Origin of the sequence: Actinoplanes sp. KI2 (assembly GCF_025630775.1) — a bacterium.
Lineage (GTDB): Bacteria > Actinomycetota > Actinomycetes > Mycobacteriales > Micromonosporaceae > Actinoplanes.
This window is the reverse complement of the sequence record NZ_JAOSZE010000005.1, coordinates 159205-173684: the sequence shown is the minus strand read 5'-3', so window position 1 is coordinate 173684 and position 14480 is coordinate 159205. Positions and strand designations below refer to the sequence as shown.

Sequence of the window (14480 nt, the reverse complement as noted above, 5' to 3'; positions counted from 1 at the left end):
ACACCAAGATGTACGGGATATGACAAGTCCCCGGTGCAGCGGACGGCCCGGGTGCATGGTTGCGCCCCGACCCCGGCCGCCGGGTTGTCCTGCATGGCCCAAAACGAAGCGCCCGCCGTCGATCGACGGCGGGCGCTTCGGAGAACGAGGTGACAGGGGCTCCGGAGAGCGGGGTTACAGGGAAAGGATGCGGTCCAGGAACTCCCGGTAGCCGCGCATCGCCATCCGCATGCTCTCGGTGTCCGGGGTGGCGGTGCCGCGCAGCGGGTCGAGCTCGTCCCGCTCGGCCAGCAGCGCCTCGGTCAACTCGTTCACCGCGTCCGTGAGCAGGTCGTGCGCCCGGGTCAGCGCCTGCACCGGGTCGTCCACGAACTCGGCCTTCACCTCGTGCCAGGCCGCCCGGAAGTGCCGGGTCGCGTCGTCGTCCCAGAACGCGATGTGCCCCGCCGCGACGTCACCCGGGCGCAGCGCCTCGGCGCCGCCCGGCCCGTCGTCGGGCGCAGCGCGGCGGCCACGCCGGATCGGCTCGGCGTCCTCGAGGCTGGCCGACCGGCGCGGTGACGGCGGCCGCAGGGCGTTCTGGTCGTCCCAGGGCCGCAGATCGTCGTCGCTGATCCGCAGGCCGGCCGATAGGGACGCGATCCGCGGCTCGCCCGGCGGCGTGACCAGCGGCGAGGGCTGCTCGGCGGCCCTCACCGACGCCTTGGCCGACGCCGGCCCGGACGGCCCGGACGGCCCGGACGGCACGGGCAGCACGGGCTGCGCCGGCAGCACGGACTGCTGCGGTGGCAGGGACTGCTGCGGTGGCAGGGACTGCTGCGGTGGCAGGGACTGCTGCGGCGGCACGGACGGCGCCGGCGGCAGGGCGGCGGCCGCACGCGGGGCCGGGACGCCGGAGACCGGGCCGGCCGCCGGGTCGGGCAGCGCGGGCACATAGGACGGAGGCTGGCCGTAGGCGGGAGTGAAACCGGGGGAGAGCGGCTGCACCGAGCCCGCCGCGCCGAGGGTGGGCGTGCCCTGGGCCGGCGTGCCGAGGGTGGGCGTGCCCTGGGCCGGCGTGCCTGAGGCGGGCGTCCCTTCGGCCGGAGCGTCTTGGGTGGGCACGCCCGAAGTGGACGTGCCGAGGGCCGAAGCTCCGGAGGCGGGCAGGCCGGGGGTCGGAGCCCCGGAGGTGGATGCGCCGATGGCCGACCCGCCCGTGGCAGGTCCGCCCGAGGCCGGAGACCCCGAGGTGGGTGTGCCGAAGGTCGGCGCGCCAGAAGTGGGTGTGCCCAGGGCCGGGGCGCCGGAGGTGGACCCGCCAAGGGTCGGCCCGCCCGAGATCGGGGCCGCCGAGGCGGGCGAGCCGTAGGCCGGGCCGCCCGAACCGGGGGCACCCGAGACGGGCCCGCCCAAGGCCGGGGCGCCCGGCGCCGGGCTGCCGAAGGCCGATGAGCCGGGGTTGGTCGTGCCGAAGGCCGGTGAGCCGGGGTTGGTCGTGCCGAAGGCCGGAGAGCCGGGGTTGGTCGTGCCGAAGGCCGGAGAGCCGGGGGAGGGCGTGCCCGAGGCTGGGGCGCCCGAGGTCGGCGTGACGATCGGGTTGGTGGAGGTCGGCATGGACGCCCAGCCGGCCGTCTGCCGGCCGGGGTCGGCGCCGGGCTGGTCGGACGCGCCCGGCCGACCGGGCGGCGGCGCGTCGGCGTCGCCGTCGACGTGGGTGTCGCCGGGCGCGGCGAAGCCGGGTGCCGCGAAGCCGGGTGCGGGGAAACCGGAAACGCCGGCCCGTCCGTTCATGTCGTCACGCCCGTTCTCGTCGCTTGCCGTCGTCGCCGGCTCGGTGGTCTTCGCGGCCGGGTTATCCACAGTAGACGGATCGGCCTTCGGCTTGGTCGGCCGTCCGTTCGCCTCGGGACCGCGGTGCCCGTTCAGACCGGGCTGATGCTCGCCGGCGATGGTCCGCCCGCCGAACAGGAAGCGCCCGTTGCGCCCGCCGAGCCCGAAGCCGCCGAACGTGCCGGTGTCCCGGTCCCACGGATTAGGTCGCGAGGACTCTACGGCCTGAGCTGCGCCTTCGCCGGGCTCCGACGCGCCGGAGTGATCTGGATCGCCATCCCGTACCTGGTGCTGCCCACCGCCTCCGGGGCCTGTCTCGTCCCCGCCGAGCCCCGCCGTTCCCGATCCGCCCGGCCCTCCCGATCCGCCGGATGCTCCTGGGCCGCCGGACCCTTCCGGGCCGCCCCGCGATCCCGGCCCGCCTGACGCCCCCACCGGGCCGAGGCCGCCGCTGGCTCCGCTGGACGCCGGTGAGGAGCCCGGGCCGTTCGGCGGGGGACCGTCCGGACCGCCGACCGGTCCGCGAGTCGCCGACGCGACGGGCGTACCGGAAAAGGGCGTACCGGAAAAGGGCGATGTGGTCGGCACCGGCGTGCCGTGCACCGCCGCGACCGGGATCGGGCCGCCCTCGGCGGCCGTCGCGGGATCGGGCAGACGTCTCGAACCGAGCGCAACCATCTGAGTTTCACCCGGATGAGCGATGGTTATCTCGGGATGCTCGGCGTCGCTGGACGGGTCTTCGCCCTCCCGATGAACCGGCCAGAAGCGCGAGAGACCGCGCGACGACCGGGTGTTGTCGGGGTTGGACGTGGGCTCCATGGGCTTAAGACTCCCGTCGCGAGGCTGCCCCACCCGCGCCCGTGAGCTGCGCAGACCCCATCCGGCGGGCGGGCGGCCGCGTCCTGGGCCGGGCGCGGCGCACGACGACGGTACCGTCCTGGACGTCCGGGGTCATCCCCCGTGCCCGGATCGTGGGCCGCGCCGCGGGCCGTGCCGACCCCGGTTCCGGCGGGGTGGAGAATCGGAGCGTGGCAGTCAAGACCGACCTGGATCCGGCGATCGCGGCCCGGCTCAAGCGCACCCCCGACGGGCTCGTCGCGGCGATCGTGCGCGAGCACGGCACCGGCGACGTGCTGATGCTCGCCTGGATGGACGACGAGGCGCTGCATCGCACCCTCACCACCGGCCGGGCCACCTACTGGTCGCGCAGCCGCCAGGAGTATTGGGTGAAGGGCGCCACCTCAGGCCACTATCAATATGTGCGCGGGGTGGCGCTCGACTGCGACGGCGACGCCCTGCTGGTCACCGTCGAGCAGGTCGGCGCGGCCTGCCACACCGGCGCGCACGACTGCTTCTTTACACAGCTTCCGGTCTCGGCCCCGAGGGAGGATCAGTGACCAGCGGTGCGGTGAGTCCCGACGAGGCGACCTTCCTGCGGCAGCGCCGGCGGGTCGTGCCGGTGACCCGGCGGCTGCTGGCCGACGGCGAGACCCCGGTCGGCGTCTACACCAAGCTGGCCGGCGGCCCCGGCACCTTCCTGCTGGAGTCCGCCGAGCAGGGTGCCGGCCCGTCCGGTGCGGCCTGGTCGCGGTACTCGTTCATCGGCGTGCGCAGCGCCGCCACCCTGGTCGAGCGGGGCGGCGAGGCGGCCTGGCTGGGTGCGCCCCCGGCCGGCGTGCCGCTGCACGGCGACCCGGTGACCGCCCTGCGCGAGACGGTGGCCGCGCTCGCCGACGGCCCGGCCGAGCCGGGCCTGCCCCCGCTGACCGGCGGCATGGTCGGATATCTGAGCTACGACCTGGTCCGCCGGTTCGAGCGGCTGCCGGCGACCGCCGAGGACGACCTGTCGCTGCCCGAGCTGGGCATGATGCTCGCCACCGACCTGGTCGTGCTCGACCACTACGACGGCTCGGCGATCCTGGTGGCGAACGCGTTGCTCGCCGAGGACGCCGACGACAGGGCCCGGCTCGCGGCGTACCACAACGCGGTCGGCCGGCTCGATGCGATGACCACCGCGCTGTCCCGCCCCACCCCGCCGATGATCTCCACTGTGGAGCGCCGACCGGCCGGCGAGCCGGTCAGCCGCACCGCGCCGGGGGAGTACCAGAAGGCGGTCGAGGAGGCCAAGGAGGCGATCCGGGCCGGCGAGTGCTTCCAGATCGTGGTGGCTCAGCGCTTCGAGCGGCCGACCGACGCGAACTCGCTGGACGTCTACCGGGTGTTGCGGGCGACCAATCCCAGTCCGTACATGTATCTGTTGCGCTTCGACGACTTCGACATCGTCGGCTCGTCCCCGGAGGCGCACCTCAAGGTCAACGCCGACGAGGCCGGGGTACGCCGGGCGCTGCTGCACCCGATCGCCGGCACCCGCTGGCGCGGCGCCACGCCCGAGCAGGACACCGCGCTCGCCGCCGAGCTGCTGGCCGACCCGAAGGAGCGCTCCGAGCACGTCATGCTGGTCGACCTGGGCCGCAACGACCTGGGCCGGGTGTGCAAGCCGGGCACGGTCGAGGTGCCGGAGTTCGCCCGGATCGAGCGCTACAGCCACGTCATGCACATCGTCTCGACGGTGACCGGCGAGCTGCGCGACGACCGCTCGGCGTTCGACGCGCTCGCCGCCACCTTCCCGGCCGGCACGCTCTCCGGCGCTCCGAAGGTCCGCGCCATGGAGATCATCGAGTCGCTCGAGCCCACCCGCCGCGGCCTGTACGGCGGCACGGTCGGCTACTTCGGCTTCGCCGGCGACATGGACATGGCGATCGCGATCCGCACCGCCCTGCTCAAGGACGGCACGGCCTACGTGGGCGCCGGCGCCGGCATCGTCGCCGACTCCGACCCGGCCGCCGAGGAGACCGAGTCCCGCAACAAGGCGGCCGCCGTGCTGGCCGCGATAGCCTCCGCGGAAACCTTGCGCGCCGCCCGATGAGCCGCCGTTCCTACCTGCTGTCGCTGGCTGCCTGCCTGGCCGGCGCGGCCGTCGCCCTGTACGCGATCACCCGCACCTGGTCGGTCCACCTCACCCCGCGTACCGGCATGTCCGACCTGCGCGACGTGCAGACCGGCACGGACCTTCAGCCGTGGGTCACCGGCCTGGCCGTGGTCGCCCTGGCCGGCACCGGCGCCCTGCTGGCCACGTCCGGCCGGCTCCGCCAGGCGGTCGGCGTGCTGCTTTCCCTGGCCGGTCTCGGCGTCATCGTCGGCGCGATCGCCGGCCGAGTCGGTCTCGACCCCGGCTCGGCTCGGGGCGGCACGACGTGGCCGATCCTCTGCGTCGCCGGCGGCGTCATCATCCTGGCGGGCGGGGTGACCGCGGTGCGCCAGGGCCATCGCTGGCCGCGCATGTCGGCCCGGTACGACCGCAAACCGGTTCCACCGCCCCGCTCCGAGCCGCCGACCGGCGAGGAGCGCGACAAATCGGCTGCGGTCGCCGACCATCGAGCCGCCTGGGATGCCCTCGACCGAGGCGACGACCCGACAGCCGGCTGACCGGTCGCCGCGCGGTCCCGGGGCGTGGGCCCGAGGGCTACCGGCCGAGCGCGCGGGCCATCGCGTGCCGGATCGGCGGGATCGCGGCGGTCGCGCGCAGGGTGCTGCGGAAGGCGGCGCGGCCGAGGTAGGACGAGGTCGCCGATTGGCGGGCGTTGCGCAGCGACCGGCGGACGGCCTGGAAGCCGTAGTCGAGCATCGCCGCCTCGTACCGGTGCAGTGCGGCGATCGGCGTGGCGGCCGCGGTCAGTTCGCGGGTCAGCAGGGCGGCGTCGCGCAGGGCGGTGTTGGCGCCGATGCCGGCCATCGGGGTCATGTTGTGGATGGCGTCGCCCAGCAGGGTCACCCGGGTGGTCGGCCACGGGGTGACCGGGCTCGCGCTCTTCACGTTGAAGGCATTGATGGTTGCCGGGTCGCTCTCCTGGATCAGGGCGTGGAAGGCCGGCGACCACGACCCGATGCGGGAGCGGACCAGGGTGCGTAGCGCCGGGCCGTCGTAGCCGGTCACGTCGATGGGGAAACGGGTCGCCGCGTCCGAGTAGCCCCAGATGGCCTGGCCGGACTCGACCGCGGTGAACAGGGAACCCCGGGAACGCGGGATCACGATGTTGGCGCGGGCGGAGAGGACGGGCGCCAGGGCCGCGGCGTGTGGGTTGCGGCCGGCGATGGTGAGGACGCCGGTGTCGACGCGGTGGGCGTGCGGAAGCAGTTGGGCGCGAACGGCGGAGTTGGCGCCGTCCGCTCCGATCAGGACGTCGGCGGTCGCGGTCGTGCCGTCGGCGAAGTGGGCGGTCACCCGGTCGTCGGCCGATTCGTACCGGATGAAGGTCTTGCCGAGGCGCAGCGAGTCGTCCAGCCCGGACAGCAGGGCGGCGCGCAGCGGGATGCGGCCGATGCCGTAGTGCCGGTCGGTCTCCGGCGCGCCGGGCCGGTTGATCTCGGATTCGTCGAAGGCCAGCAGGGCCGTCGCCCGGTCGGTGAGGAAACCGAAGCCGCCGCCGGAGGTCGCCGCCGCGAGGAACTCCTGCCAGTTGGGTGGGGGCAGGCAGTCGTGCAGGGCGTGCGCGCCGGCCGGGCTGATGTGGATGCGGTAGCCCTGCAGCCAGTCGGTGCGCTCGTGGGTGCGTTCGTAGACACCGACCCGGACGCCGGCCCGCCGCAAGCCGTGCGCGAGGGCCAGACCGCCGATGCCGCCACCAATGATCGTCACGCTCAGGTTCGTCATGCCTCCCACTGTCATACGAATCAGTGACTCTGTCAACCAAACGTTTGATTGATAAGATCAGGCACGTGACTGAGGAGCGGAGACCGCGGCGTTCGCCGTCCGCGGGCGAGCGGGTGCGCGACGCCGAACGGACCCGGGAGCGGATCCTGGACGCGGCGCTGGTCGAGTTCGGCGAGCACGGGTTCGCCGGGGCGCGGATCGGGGCGATCGCCCGCCGGGCCGGGGTCAACCAGCAGCTGATCTCGTACTATTTCGACGGCAAGGCGGGCCTGCACGCCGCGTTGATCGAGCGGTGGCGGCGGTTGAGCGCCGCGTTGAACCCGCCGGACGCGCCGCTGGCCGAGGTCGTCGCCGGTTTCGTGCGAGTGAGCGCCGAGCAGCGGCACTGGGTGCGGCTGCTGATCTGGCAGGCGCTGGCCGGCCACCGCGACGAGGGGGACGCGGAGTATCGGCGCGCGATGGTCGACGATCTGCGGCGCCGACGGAACGCGGGGGAGATCGCGGCCGATCTCGACCCGGCGTACCTGCAGCTGGCGCTGTTCGGGGCGGCGCTGGCGCCGATGGTGCTGGCCCAGTTCGCCGAGGACTTCACCGGGCTGTCCCCGGAGTCACCCGAGTTCCGCGAGAACTACCGGGAGCAGTTGGGCCGCTTGATCGCCCACCTGCAAGAGTGCTCCTGACGGGCGAGCTTCAGCCGCGTACGATATGCGGGGTTTTGGTCCTTTTGCGGGCGCGGGGGGCGCGGCGGGCGACCATGGCGGCGACCTCGCGGGTGAGATCGGCGCGGGCCTGGTTGCGGGCGCGGTCGGCGAGCATCGCGTCCCATGCGTTGTCCCGGGCGGTGCGGACGTTCTCGTCGCCGACCACCGCGCGCTGCACGGTGCTGATCAGATCGGCGGCGGTGGAGACGACGACTCGGGAGACGGCTGCGAGGCCGGCCGGCTGGGCCGGACTGGATTGCACAGAGGCCACGGTCTACTCCACGTCGATCACTGTTTGCCTGGTCACCTTCGGGACACCGGTCGGGTACGCCGCGAACAAGTGTGCCCTGCAGCAAGCATGGCGGAGCCCTGTTTCCGCATCATGACGGCCGCGTCAACGGGTTTCGGCATCCACCGAACAGATGAGGTATGCCTGCGCAGGCCGGTGGGAGCCCTGTGACTGAGCTGACAAGATGCGCGAGCAGGCGGCATTATGCCGCAGCCCACCTCGTGAGGCGCGCCATACCCCGGGGGCTTGCCGGGTACCGCGACCTCCTAGCATCGGGCGGAGGACACCCGGAGAGGGGAGTCATTTCGTGACATCCGATCAGCAGGCGGAAGCGGGCACTGGCGGGCCGCAGAACGTGCTGGAGGAGATTCTCGCCGGAGTGCGCGAGGACGTGGCGGCCCGGCAGGAGCGGGTGCCGCTGGAGCAGGTTCGCAAGGCGGCGGCGGCGGCCCCGGCGGCCATCGACGCCTACGCGGCGCTGCGCAAGCCCGGCGTGGCGGTGATCGCCGAGGTGAAGCGGTCGTCGCCGTCGAAGGGCGCGCTCGCCGACATCCCCGACCCGGCCGAGCTGGCCGGCGAGTACGCGGCGGGTGGCGCCCGCTGCATCAGCGTGCTCACCGAGGGCCGCTGGTTCGGCGGCTCGCTGGCCGACCTGGCCGCGGTGCGTGCCTCGGTGCGCATCCCGGTGCTGCGGAAAGACTTCGTGGTCTCCGCGTACCAGGTGCACGAGGCCCGCGCGCACGGCGCCGACCTGGTCCTGCTGATCGTGGCGGCGCTGGAGCAGAACGTTCTGGTGGGCCTCCTGGAGCGGATCGAGTCGCTGGGCATGACCGCGCTGGTCGAGGTGCACAACGAGGAAGAGGCCGATCGGGCGCTGGAGGCGAACGCGAAGGTGATCGGGGTGAACGCCCGGGACCTGCGGACGCTGGAGGTGGACCGGTCGGTGTTCGAGCGGATCGCCCCGGGCCTGCCGAACAACGTCGTGAAGATCGCCGAGTCGGGGGTGCGCGGGCCGCACGACCTCATTCGGTACGCGTCGGCCGGCGCCGACGCCGTCCTGGTGGGTGAGGGCCTGGTGACCCAGAAGTCGCCGCGCGACGCGGTCGCCGAACTGGTGAACGCGGGCAACCACCCGGCTACCCCGAGGCCGGTGCGGTGAGCGCGCCGGTTCTTCCCGACCTCTCCGGGCATTTCGGTCGATACGGCGGCCGGTTCGTTCCGGAGGCCCTGGTCCGGGCGCTCGACGAGCTGGATGCCGCCTACCGGAGCGCCAAGACCGATCCGGCCTTCCAGGCGGAGTTCGGAAATCTCCTCACGAACTACGCCGGCGTGCCGTCGCTGCTCTACCGCGCCGAGCGGCTGAGCCGGGCGGTCGGCGCCGAGATCCTGCTCAAGCGGGAGGACCTGAACCACACCGGCGCCCACAAGGTCCGCAACGTGCTGGGCCAGGCCCTGCTCGCCAAGCGGATGGGCAAGCCCCGGGTGATCGCCGAGACCGGCGCCGGGCAGCACGGCGTGGCCAGCGCGACCGCGGCCGCCCTGCTCGACCTCGAGTGCGTGGTCTACATGGGCGAGATGGACACCGAGCGGCAGGCGCTGAACGTCGCCCGGATGCGGATGCTCGGCGCCACGGTCGTGCCGGTGACCAACGGCTCCCGCACCCTCAAGGACGCACTCAACGAGGCCCTGCGCGACTGGGTGGCCAGCGTCGACACCACGCACTACCTGCTCGGTACGGCGGCCGGCCCGCACCCGTTCCCGGAGATCGTCCGCGACTTCGTGGGCGGGATCGGGACCGAGGCCCGGGCCCAGTGCCTCGACCAGCTCGGCCGGCTGCCCGATGCGGTGGCGGCGTGCGTCGGCGGCGGCTCCAACGCGATCGGCATCTTCCACGCGTTCGTGCCCGACGAGGACGTCCGGCTGTACGGCTTCGAGGCCGGCGGCGAGGGCGTCGAGACCGGCCGGCACGCCGCCTCGATCACCGGTGGCTCGTCCGGCGTGCTGCACGGCGCCCGCACCTACGTGCTGCAGGACGAGGACGGCCAGACCGTCGAGTCGCACTCGATCTCGGCGGGCCTGGACTACCCGGGTGTCGGCCCCGAGCACGCCTGGCTGCACGACACCGGCCGGGCGGAGTACCAGCCGGTGACCGATGCCGAGGCGATGGCGGCGTTCCAGTTGCTGTGCCGCACCGAGGGGATCATTCCGGCGATCGAGAGTGCGCACGCGGTCGCCGGCGCGATCCGGATCATTCCGGAGCTGTCGGCCGAAATCGGCCGGCCACCGACGATCGTCATCAACCTGTCCGGCCGTGGGGACAAAGACGTGCACACCGCGGGCGCCTACTTCGGCATCCTCGACCAGGTCGAGACGCTGGTCCCGGGAGAGCAAGAGTGAGCATTTCCGACGTCTTCCACAAAGCGCGCGCGGAGAGTCGTGCCGTCCTTGTGGGCTGCATGCCGGCCGGGTTCCCGACCGTCGAGGACAGCATCGCCTCGATGATCGCCATGCACGAGGCCGGCTGCGACGTCATCGAGGTCGAGCTGCCCTACTCCGATCCGGTGATGGACGGCCCGGTGATCCAGAAGGCGAGCGACATCGCCCTGGCCGCCGGCGTGCGTACCCGGGACACGCTGCACATCATCGAGTCGGTGGCGAAGGCCGGCGCCCCGGTCGTGCTGATGACGTACTGGAACCCGATCGAGAAGTACGGGGTGAACGCGTTCGCCCGCGACCTCGCCGCGGCCGGCGCCACCGGGATGATCACGCCCGACCTGATCCCGGACGAGGCGCAGGAGTGGATCGCCGCCGCCGACGAGCAAAGCCTTGATCGCACGTTCCTGGTCTCGCCGTCCTCGACCGACGAGCGGATCGCGATGACCGTGGCGAACTGCCGGGGCTTCGTCTATGCCACCGCGCTGATGGGGGTCACCGGCGCCCGCACCTCGGTGTCGCAGCAGGCGCCCGAGCTGGTCGCCCGGGTGCGGGACGCCGACCGGGAGATGCCGGTCGGGGTCGGCCTCGGCGTCGGCAACGGCAAGCAGGCCGCCGAGGTGGCCGCGTTCGCCGACGGGGTGATCGTGGGCAGCGCGCTGATCCGCTGTGTGCTGGAGGCGCCGGACCGGGCCTCCGGGCTGGGCCGGCTGCGCGCGCTGAGCGCCGAACTCGCCGAGGGTGTGCGCGCGAAGTAACGCGCCGTGGTGCTTGCGCCGGAGGGCCGAACTCGGCCGGGGGTGTGCACGAAAAGTAATGCGCCCTGGTACTTCCGCGCGAGCGACGCGACGGTAGCGTGTGCACCCGTGATAGTTGCCGCCATCCCCAGCCCGACGACGTCCGTCTGGCACGTGCTCGGCCTCCCCGTCCGGGCGTACGCGCTCTGCATCGTCGTAGGTATCGTCGCCGCCGTCCTGATCATGGAACAGCGGATGCGTAACCGCGGCGTGGCCCCCTGGGCCTCGCTCGACATCGCGGTCTGGGCGGTGCCGTTCGGCATCATCGGCGCCCGCATATATCACCTGATCACCTCGCCGCAGGACTACTTCGGCTCCGGCGGGCACCCGATCGACGCGCTGTACATCTGGAAGGGCGGCCTGGGCATCTGGGGCGCGGTGGCGTTCGGTGCGCTCGGTGCGTACATCGGCGCCCGTCAGCTGCGGCTGCCGTTCGGCCTGGTCGCCGACGCGCTCGCCCCCGGCCTGCCGGTGGCGCAGGCGATCGGCCGGCTCGGCAACTGGTTCAACAACGAGCTGTACGGCAAGGCCACCACCCTGCCGTGGGGCCTGCGCGTGCACGACATGGACTCGAACAACCCCGGGCACGCGCTGACCATCGACGGCCAGCCGGTCACCAAGGCCGGGCTGTACCAGCCGACCTTCCTCTACGAGCTGGTCTGGGACCTGGGTGTGGCGGCGCTGGTCTGGGCGCTCGACCGCAAGTACAAGTTCGGGCGGGGGCGGGCGTTCGCGCTGTACGTCATGGCGTACACGGTCGGCCGGTTCTGGGTCGAGATGCTGCGCATCGACGACGCCAACCACATCTTCGGCGTCCGGCTCAACGTGTTCACCGCCGGGATCGTCTTCGCCGGCGCGCTGGCCTACTTCGTGATCGTGCGGGGCCCGCGGGCGTACGTGGTGCCCGACGACGCGCCGACGACCGCGCCCGAGCCGGGCGAGGAGGCTCCGCGGCGCGCGCCCAAGGGCTACCAGGTGGTCAGCGAGGCGCGGTTCGAGGCGTACCGGAAGACCGGCGTCCTCCCGCCCGACACGCCGGCGGACCGGGCGCTGGAGATCGCCGCGGGCGGCCACCCGGCCGAGCCCGAGCTGATCGAAGCCCCTCCGGTCGAGGCCACTGCGGTCGAAGCCACCGTGGTCGACGCCAAACTGGCCGATCCCAGCCCGGCCGATGCCGCTTCGGAAGAGGCCGGCCCGGCCGGCGACACGGAGGCGGACGGCGACACGAAGCCGGACGGCGACACGAAGCCGGACGGCGACACGAAGCCGGACGGTGACACCGAGGCGGTCTTCGCCACCGGCACGGCCGAGATCACCGGCCCCGGCGGCGACGCCGAGGTGGACAAGCGTCCTTCCGACGAGCACTGACGCGCGGTCGTCGTGCGCACGGCGGTGGTGGTGGGCGCGGGGATGGCGGGGCTGGCCACCGCCGGGGCCCTGTCGCGCGCCGGCTGGCAGGTGATCCTGCTGGAGCGGGGCGAGCGGATCGCCGCCTCGCCCACCGCCCTGGTGCTCTGGTCCAACGGCCGCCGCGCCCTGGAGTCGCTCGACCCGGACGGCGGCTGGTCGGCGATCGCCGCGCCGCTGCCCGACGGCGGGGTGCGCCGCCCGGACGGTCAGTGGCTGGTCGCTCCCCGCGCCCGCAACGGCACTGTGCTGCAGCCGGCGCCTGGTCCTACCGACGGCGCGGAGCACCCAAACCCCTCCGGGTCCGGACCGGCACCCGCCGTCGTACACCTCCAGGACCTGTACGACGCGCTGGTCGCCGGCCTCGGCGACCGCGTCGAGATCCGCACCGGCTGCGCGGTGTCGTCGGTCCGCATCAGCACCCGGCGGCGGCCGGTGGTCGCGGTCGGCCGCACCGCGATCGAGGCGGACCTCGTGGTGGCCGCCGACGGCATCGACAGCCAGGTGCGCCGCGCGCTCGCTCCCGAGTCGGTGGCGGTCGGCTCCGGCTTCGCGGCCTGGCAGGCGGTGATCCCGGCGTACCGGGTGCCGCACCTGTCCGCGGAGGAGGCGGCCGGCGGCGAGACGCTCGGCGCCGGCTACCGGTTCGTCTCCATCCCGCTCGGCGAGCGCGCCGCCGGCCGGGGCGGTGTCTACTGGGTGGCGACCGCGGCCGGCGCGCCCCGGCCCGAGCCGCCCGCGACCCAGCTCGCGCTGCTGCGCCGCTGGTTCGCCGACTGGCACTCGCCGGTGGCCGCGCTGATCGAGGCGACGCACGCCGACGACCTGGTGCCGCAGGAGGTGCGCGAGCTGCGGCCGCTGCCCCGGGCGTACGGGTTCCGCTCCGGCCCGGGCGGCGTGGTGCTGCTCGGCGACGCGGCCCACGCCATGCCGCACCACCTGGGCCAGGGTGCCTGCCTCGCCTTCGAGGACGCGGCCACGCTGCGCTCGCTGGCCGCCGACGCGGCGCCCGGCGAGGCCCTGGTCGCGGCGATCGACGAGTACAGCCGGCTGCGCCGTCCGCGGACCACCAGCGTGGTCCGGCAGACCCGGCGGATGTCCGCGGTCGTGCAGGCTCGCGGCCGGCTCGCGCTGCGCGCCCGGGACGCCGCGCTCAACCACATGCGCCCGCGCATCCTCGGCGGCAACGTGCTGGGCTCGGCCGACTGGATGCCACCGGAGTGATCGGCCGACGGGATGCCACCGGAGGGCTCGGTCGACGGGATGCCACCGGAGTGATCGGCCGACGGGATGCCACCGGAGGGACAGGTTCATCCCGCCCGGATGACACCGGCAGGGCCTCGGCGACCGGACCATGACTGGTGTGCTGGCCCGCCTAGACCGGTTCCAGCGGGAGCACGGCGCGATCGGTTTCCCGTACGCGGTGATCATCAAGTACCTCGACGATGACGGCTTCCGCCACGCCGCGCTGATCACCTACTACGGATTCCTCAGCATCTTCCCGCTGCTGCTGCTGGGTGTCGCGGTCGTCTCCCGCCTGCTGGCCACCGACCCCGAGCTGCGGCACGACGTGATCACCGCGATCGTCCCGCCCGCGCTGCAGCCGACGGTGGACGCGGCCGCGGCGGCCCTGCCCACCTCGCCGGTGGCGTTCGTGATCGGTGCGATCGGCCTGATCTGGTCGGCGACCGGCGTGGTGTACGCGTCGTACCGCACGGTCAACCACGTGGCCGGGGTGCGGATGCGCGACCTGCCGTACCCGATCGGCGCCTACACCCGGGTCATCGGCGTCGCCCTGCTCACCCTGGCCGGCGTGATCGCCGGCGGTGGCCTCACCGTGGCGGCGGCCGCGCTGCCGGACTTCGGCCTGCCCGACCGGCTGTTCGCCGCGCTCGGCACCGGCATCGCCGCGTTCGGCGTCCTGCTCCTCGGCGTCAAGATCCTTCTGTTGCGCCCGGCGCCGCTGTCCGCGCTGTGGCGCCCGGCCGCCTCCGGCGCGCTGCTGCTGGCCGTGGTCCTGCACGTGGGCGCCCCCGTGCTCAGCCTCCTGGTCCGCAAGGCCGGCCCGGTGTACGGCGCGTTCGCCACTGTGGCCGGCCTGTTCACCCTGCTCTATCTGGTCAGCCAGGCGCTGGTCGCGGTGGCCGAGGTCGCCGCCGTCCGGCACGGCCGGCTGTGGCCGCGCACCCTCGACAACGCGAACCCGACCGAGGCGGACGAGCGGGCGCTCGCGTTGCTCGCCCGGGAGCAGGAGCGGATCCCCGGGCAGGTGATCGAGTCGCGCATCATCCGCGACGCATGATGCGCGATCGCCCGGCCACCCCGAACGC

13 protein-coding genes are annotated in these 14480 nt (G+C 73.6%); 10 read left to right on the top strand and 3 right to left on the bottom strand.

The window, feature by feature from the left end; translation table 11 throughout:
- Positions 1-174: 174 nt before the first annotated feature.
- Entirely contained in the window at positions 175-1842 is a 1668-nt protein-coding gene (locus ODJ79_RS07220; RefSeq protein WP_263022521.1) for a hypothetical protein, read from the bottom strand.
- 983 nt (positions 1843-2825) lie between these two features.
- On the opposite strand from ODJ79_RS07220, the gene hisI reads away from it, so the two are divergent.
- From hisI to ODJ79_RS07205, 3 genes are read left to right on the top strand one after another with little or no spacing between them, the layout of a single operon-like run.
- Positions 2826-3209 (top strand): phosphoribosyl-AMP cyclohydrolase, encoded by a 384-nt coding sequence (gene hisI / locus ODJ79_RS07215; RefSeq protein ID WP_411267272.1) that lies wholly within the window; start codon positions 2826-2828, stop codon positions 3207-3209.
- Positions 3206-4738, top strand: coding sequence for an anthranilate synthase component I (locus ODJ79_RS07210; RefSeq protein ID WP_263022519.1), 1533 nt, complete (start codon positions 3206-3208; stop codon positions 4736-4738). Before hisI ends, ODJ79_RS07210 begins: the two co-directional genes overlap by 4 nt.
- Positions 4735-5298, top strand: coding sequence for a Trp biosynthesis-associated membrane protein (locus tag ODJ79_RS07205; RefSeq protein ID WP_263022518.1), 564 nt, complete (start codon positions 4735-4737; stop codon positions 5296-5298). The genes ODJ79_RS07210 and ODJ79_RS07205 overlap by 4 nt, the downstream gene beginning before the upstream one ends.
- Positions 5299-5335: 37 nt before the next feature.
- Here ODJ79_RS07205 and ODJ79_RS07200 read toward each other — a convergent pair whose 3' ends face one another.
- Positions 5336-6523: an FAD-dependent oxidoreductase gene (locus ODJ79_RS07200; protein WP_263022517.1), complete on the bottom strand. Its 1188-nt coding sequence runs from the start codon at positions 6521-6523 to the stop codon at positions 5336-5338.
- 65 nt (positions 6524-6588) lie between these two features.
- On the opposite strand from ODJ79_RS07200, the gene ODJ79_RS07195 reads away from it, so the two are divergent.
- Entirely contained in the window at positions 6589-7203 is a 615-nt protein-coding gene (locus ODJ79_RS07195; protein ID WP_263022516.1) for a TetR/AcrR family transcriptional regulator, read from the top strand.
- Positions 7204-7213: 10 nt separating this feature from the next.
- Here ODJ79_RS07195 and ODJ79_RS07190 read toward each other — a convergent pair whose 3' ends face one another.
- The gene (locus ODJ79_RS07190; protein ID WP_263022515.1) at positions 7214-7495 is read right to left on the bottom strand and encodes a hypothetical protein; all 282 of its coding nucleotides are present in this window, start codon (positions 7493-7495) and stop codon (positions 7214-7216) included.
- Positions 7496-7868: 373 nt separating this feature from the next.
- Between ODJ79_RS07190 and trpC the strand changes: the two genes are divergently transcribed.
- From trpC to ODJ79_RS07160, 6 genes are all read left to right on the top strand, one after another.
- On the top strand, positions 7869-8672 hold the full coding sequence (trpC, locus tag ODJ79_RS07185) for an indole-3-glycerol phosphate synthase TrpC (protein WP_263022612.1): 804 nt from the start codon (positions 7869-7871) through the stop codon (positions 8670-8672).
- Positions 8669-9910 (top strand): tryptophan synthase subunit beta, encoded by a 1242-nt coding sequence (gene trpB / locus ODJ79_RS07180; protein ID WP_263022514.1) that lies wholly within the window; start codon positions 8669-8671, stop codon positions 9908-9910. Before trpC ends, trpB begins: the two co-directional genes overlap by 4 nt.
- Entirely contained in the window at positions 9907-10704 is a 798-nt protein-coding gene (gene trpA / locus ODJ79_RS07175) for a tryptophan synthase subunit alpha (protein WP_263022513.1), read from the top strand. The genes trpB and trpA overlap by 4 nt, the downstream gene beginning before the upstream one ends.
- Positions 10705-10812: 108 nt before the next feature.
- Entirely contained in the window at positions 10813-12111 is a 1299-nt protein-coding gene (gene lgt, locus ODJ79_RS07170) for a prolipoprotein diacylglyceryl transferase (RefSeq protein WP_263022512.1), read from the top strand.
- A 12-nt stretch (positions 12112-12123) separates the two neighbouring features.
- On the top strand, positions 12124-13374 hold the full coding sequence (locus tag ODJ79_RS07165) for an FAD-dependent oxidoreductase (protein WP_263022511.1): 1251 nt from the start codon (positions 12124-12126) through the stop codon (positions 13372-13374).
- 130 nt (positions 13375-13504) lie between these two features.
- Positions 13505-14452, top strand: coding sequence for a YihY/virulence factor BrkB family protein (locus tag ODJ79_RS07160; protein ID WP_263022510.1), 948 nt, complete (start codon positions 13505-13507; stop codon positions 14450-14452).
- Positions 14453-14480 lie beyond the last annotated feature (28 nt).

Excerpts from the sequence above, each read along its gene's own strand:
- ODJ79_RS07200 (WP_263022517.1), bottom strand. The coding sequence starts at position 6,523 with ATGACGAACCTGAGCGTGACGATCATTGGTGGCGGCATCGGCGGTCTG.
- ODJ79_RS07160 (WP_263022510.1), top strand. The coding sequence starts at position 13,505 with ATGACTGGTGTGCTGGCCCGCCTAGACCGGTTCCAGCGGGAGCACGGC.
- ODJ79_RS07205 (WP_263022518.1), top strand. The coding sequence starts at position 4,735 with ATGAGCCGCCGTTCCTACCTGCTGTCGCTGGCTGCCTGCCTGGCCGGC.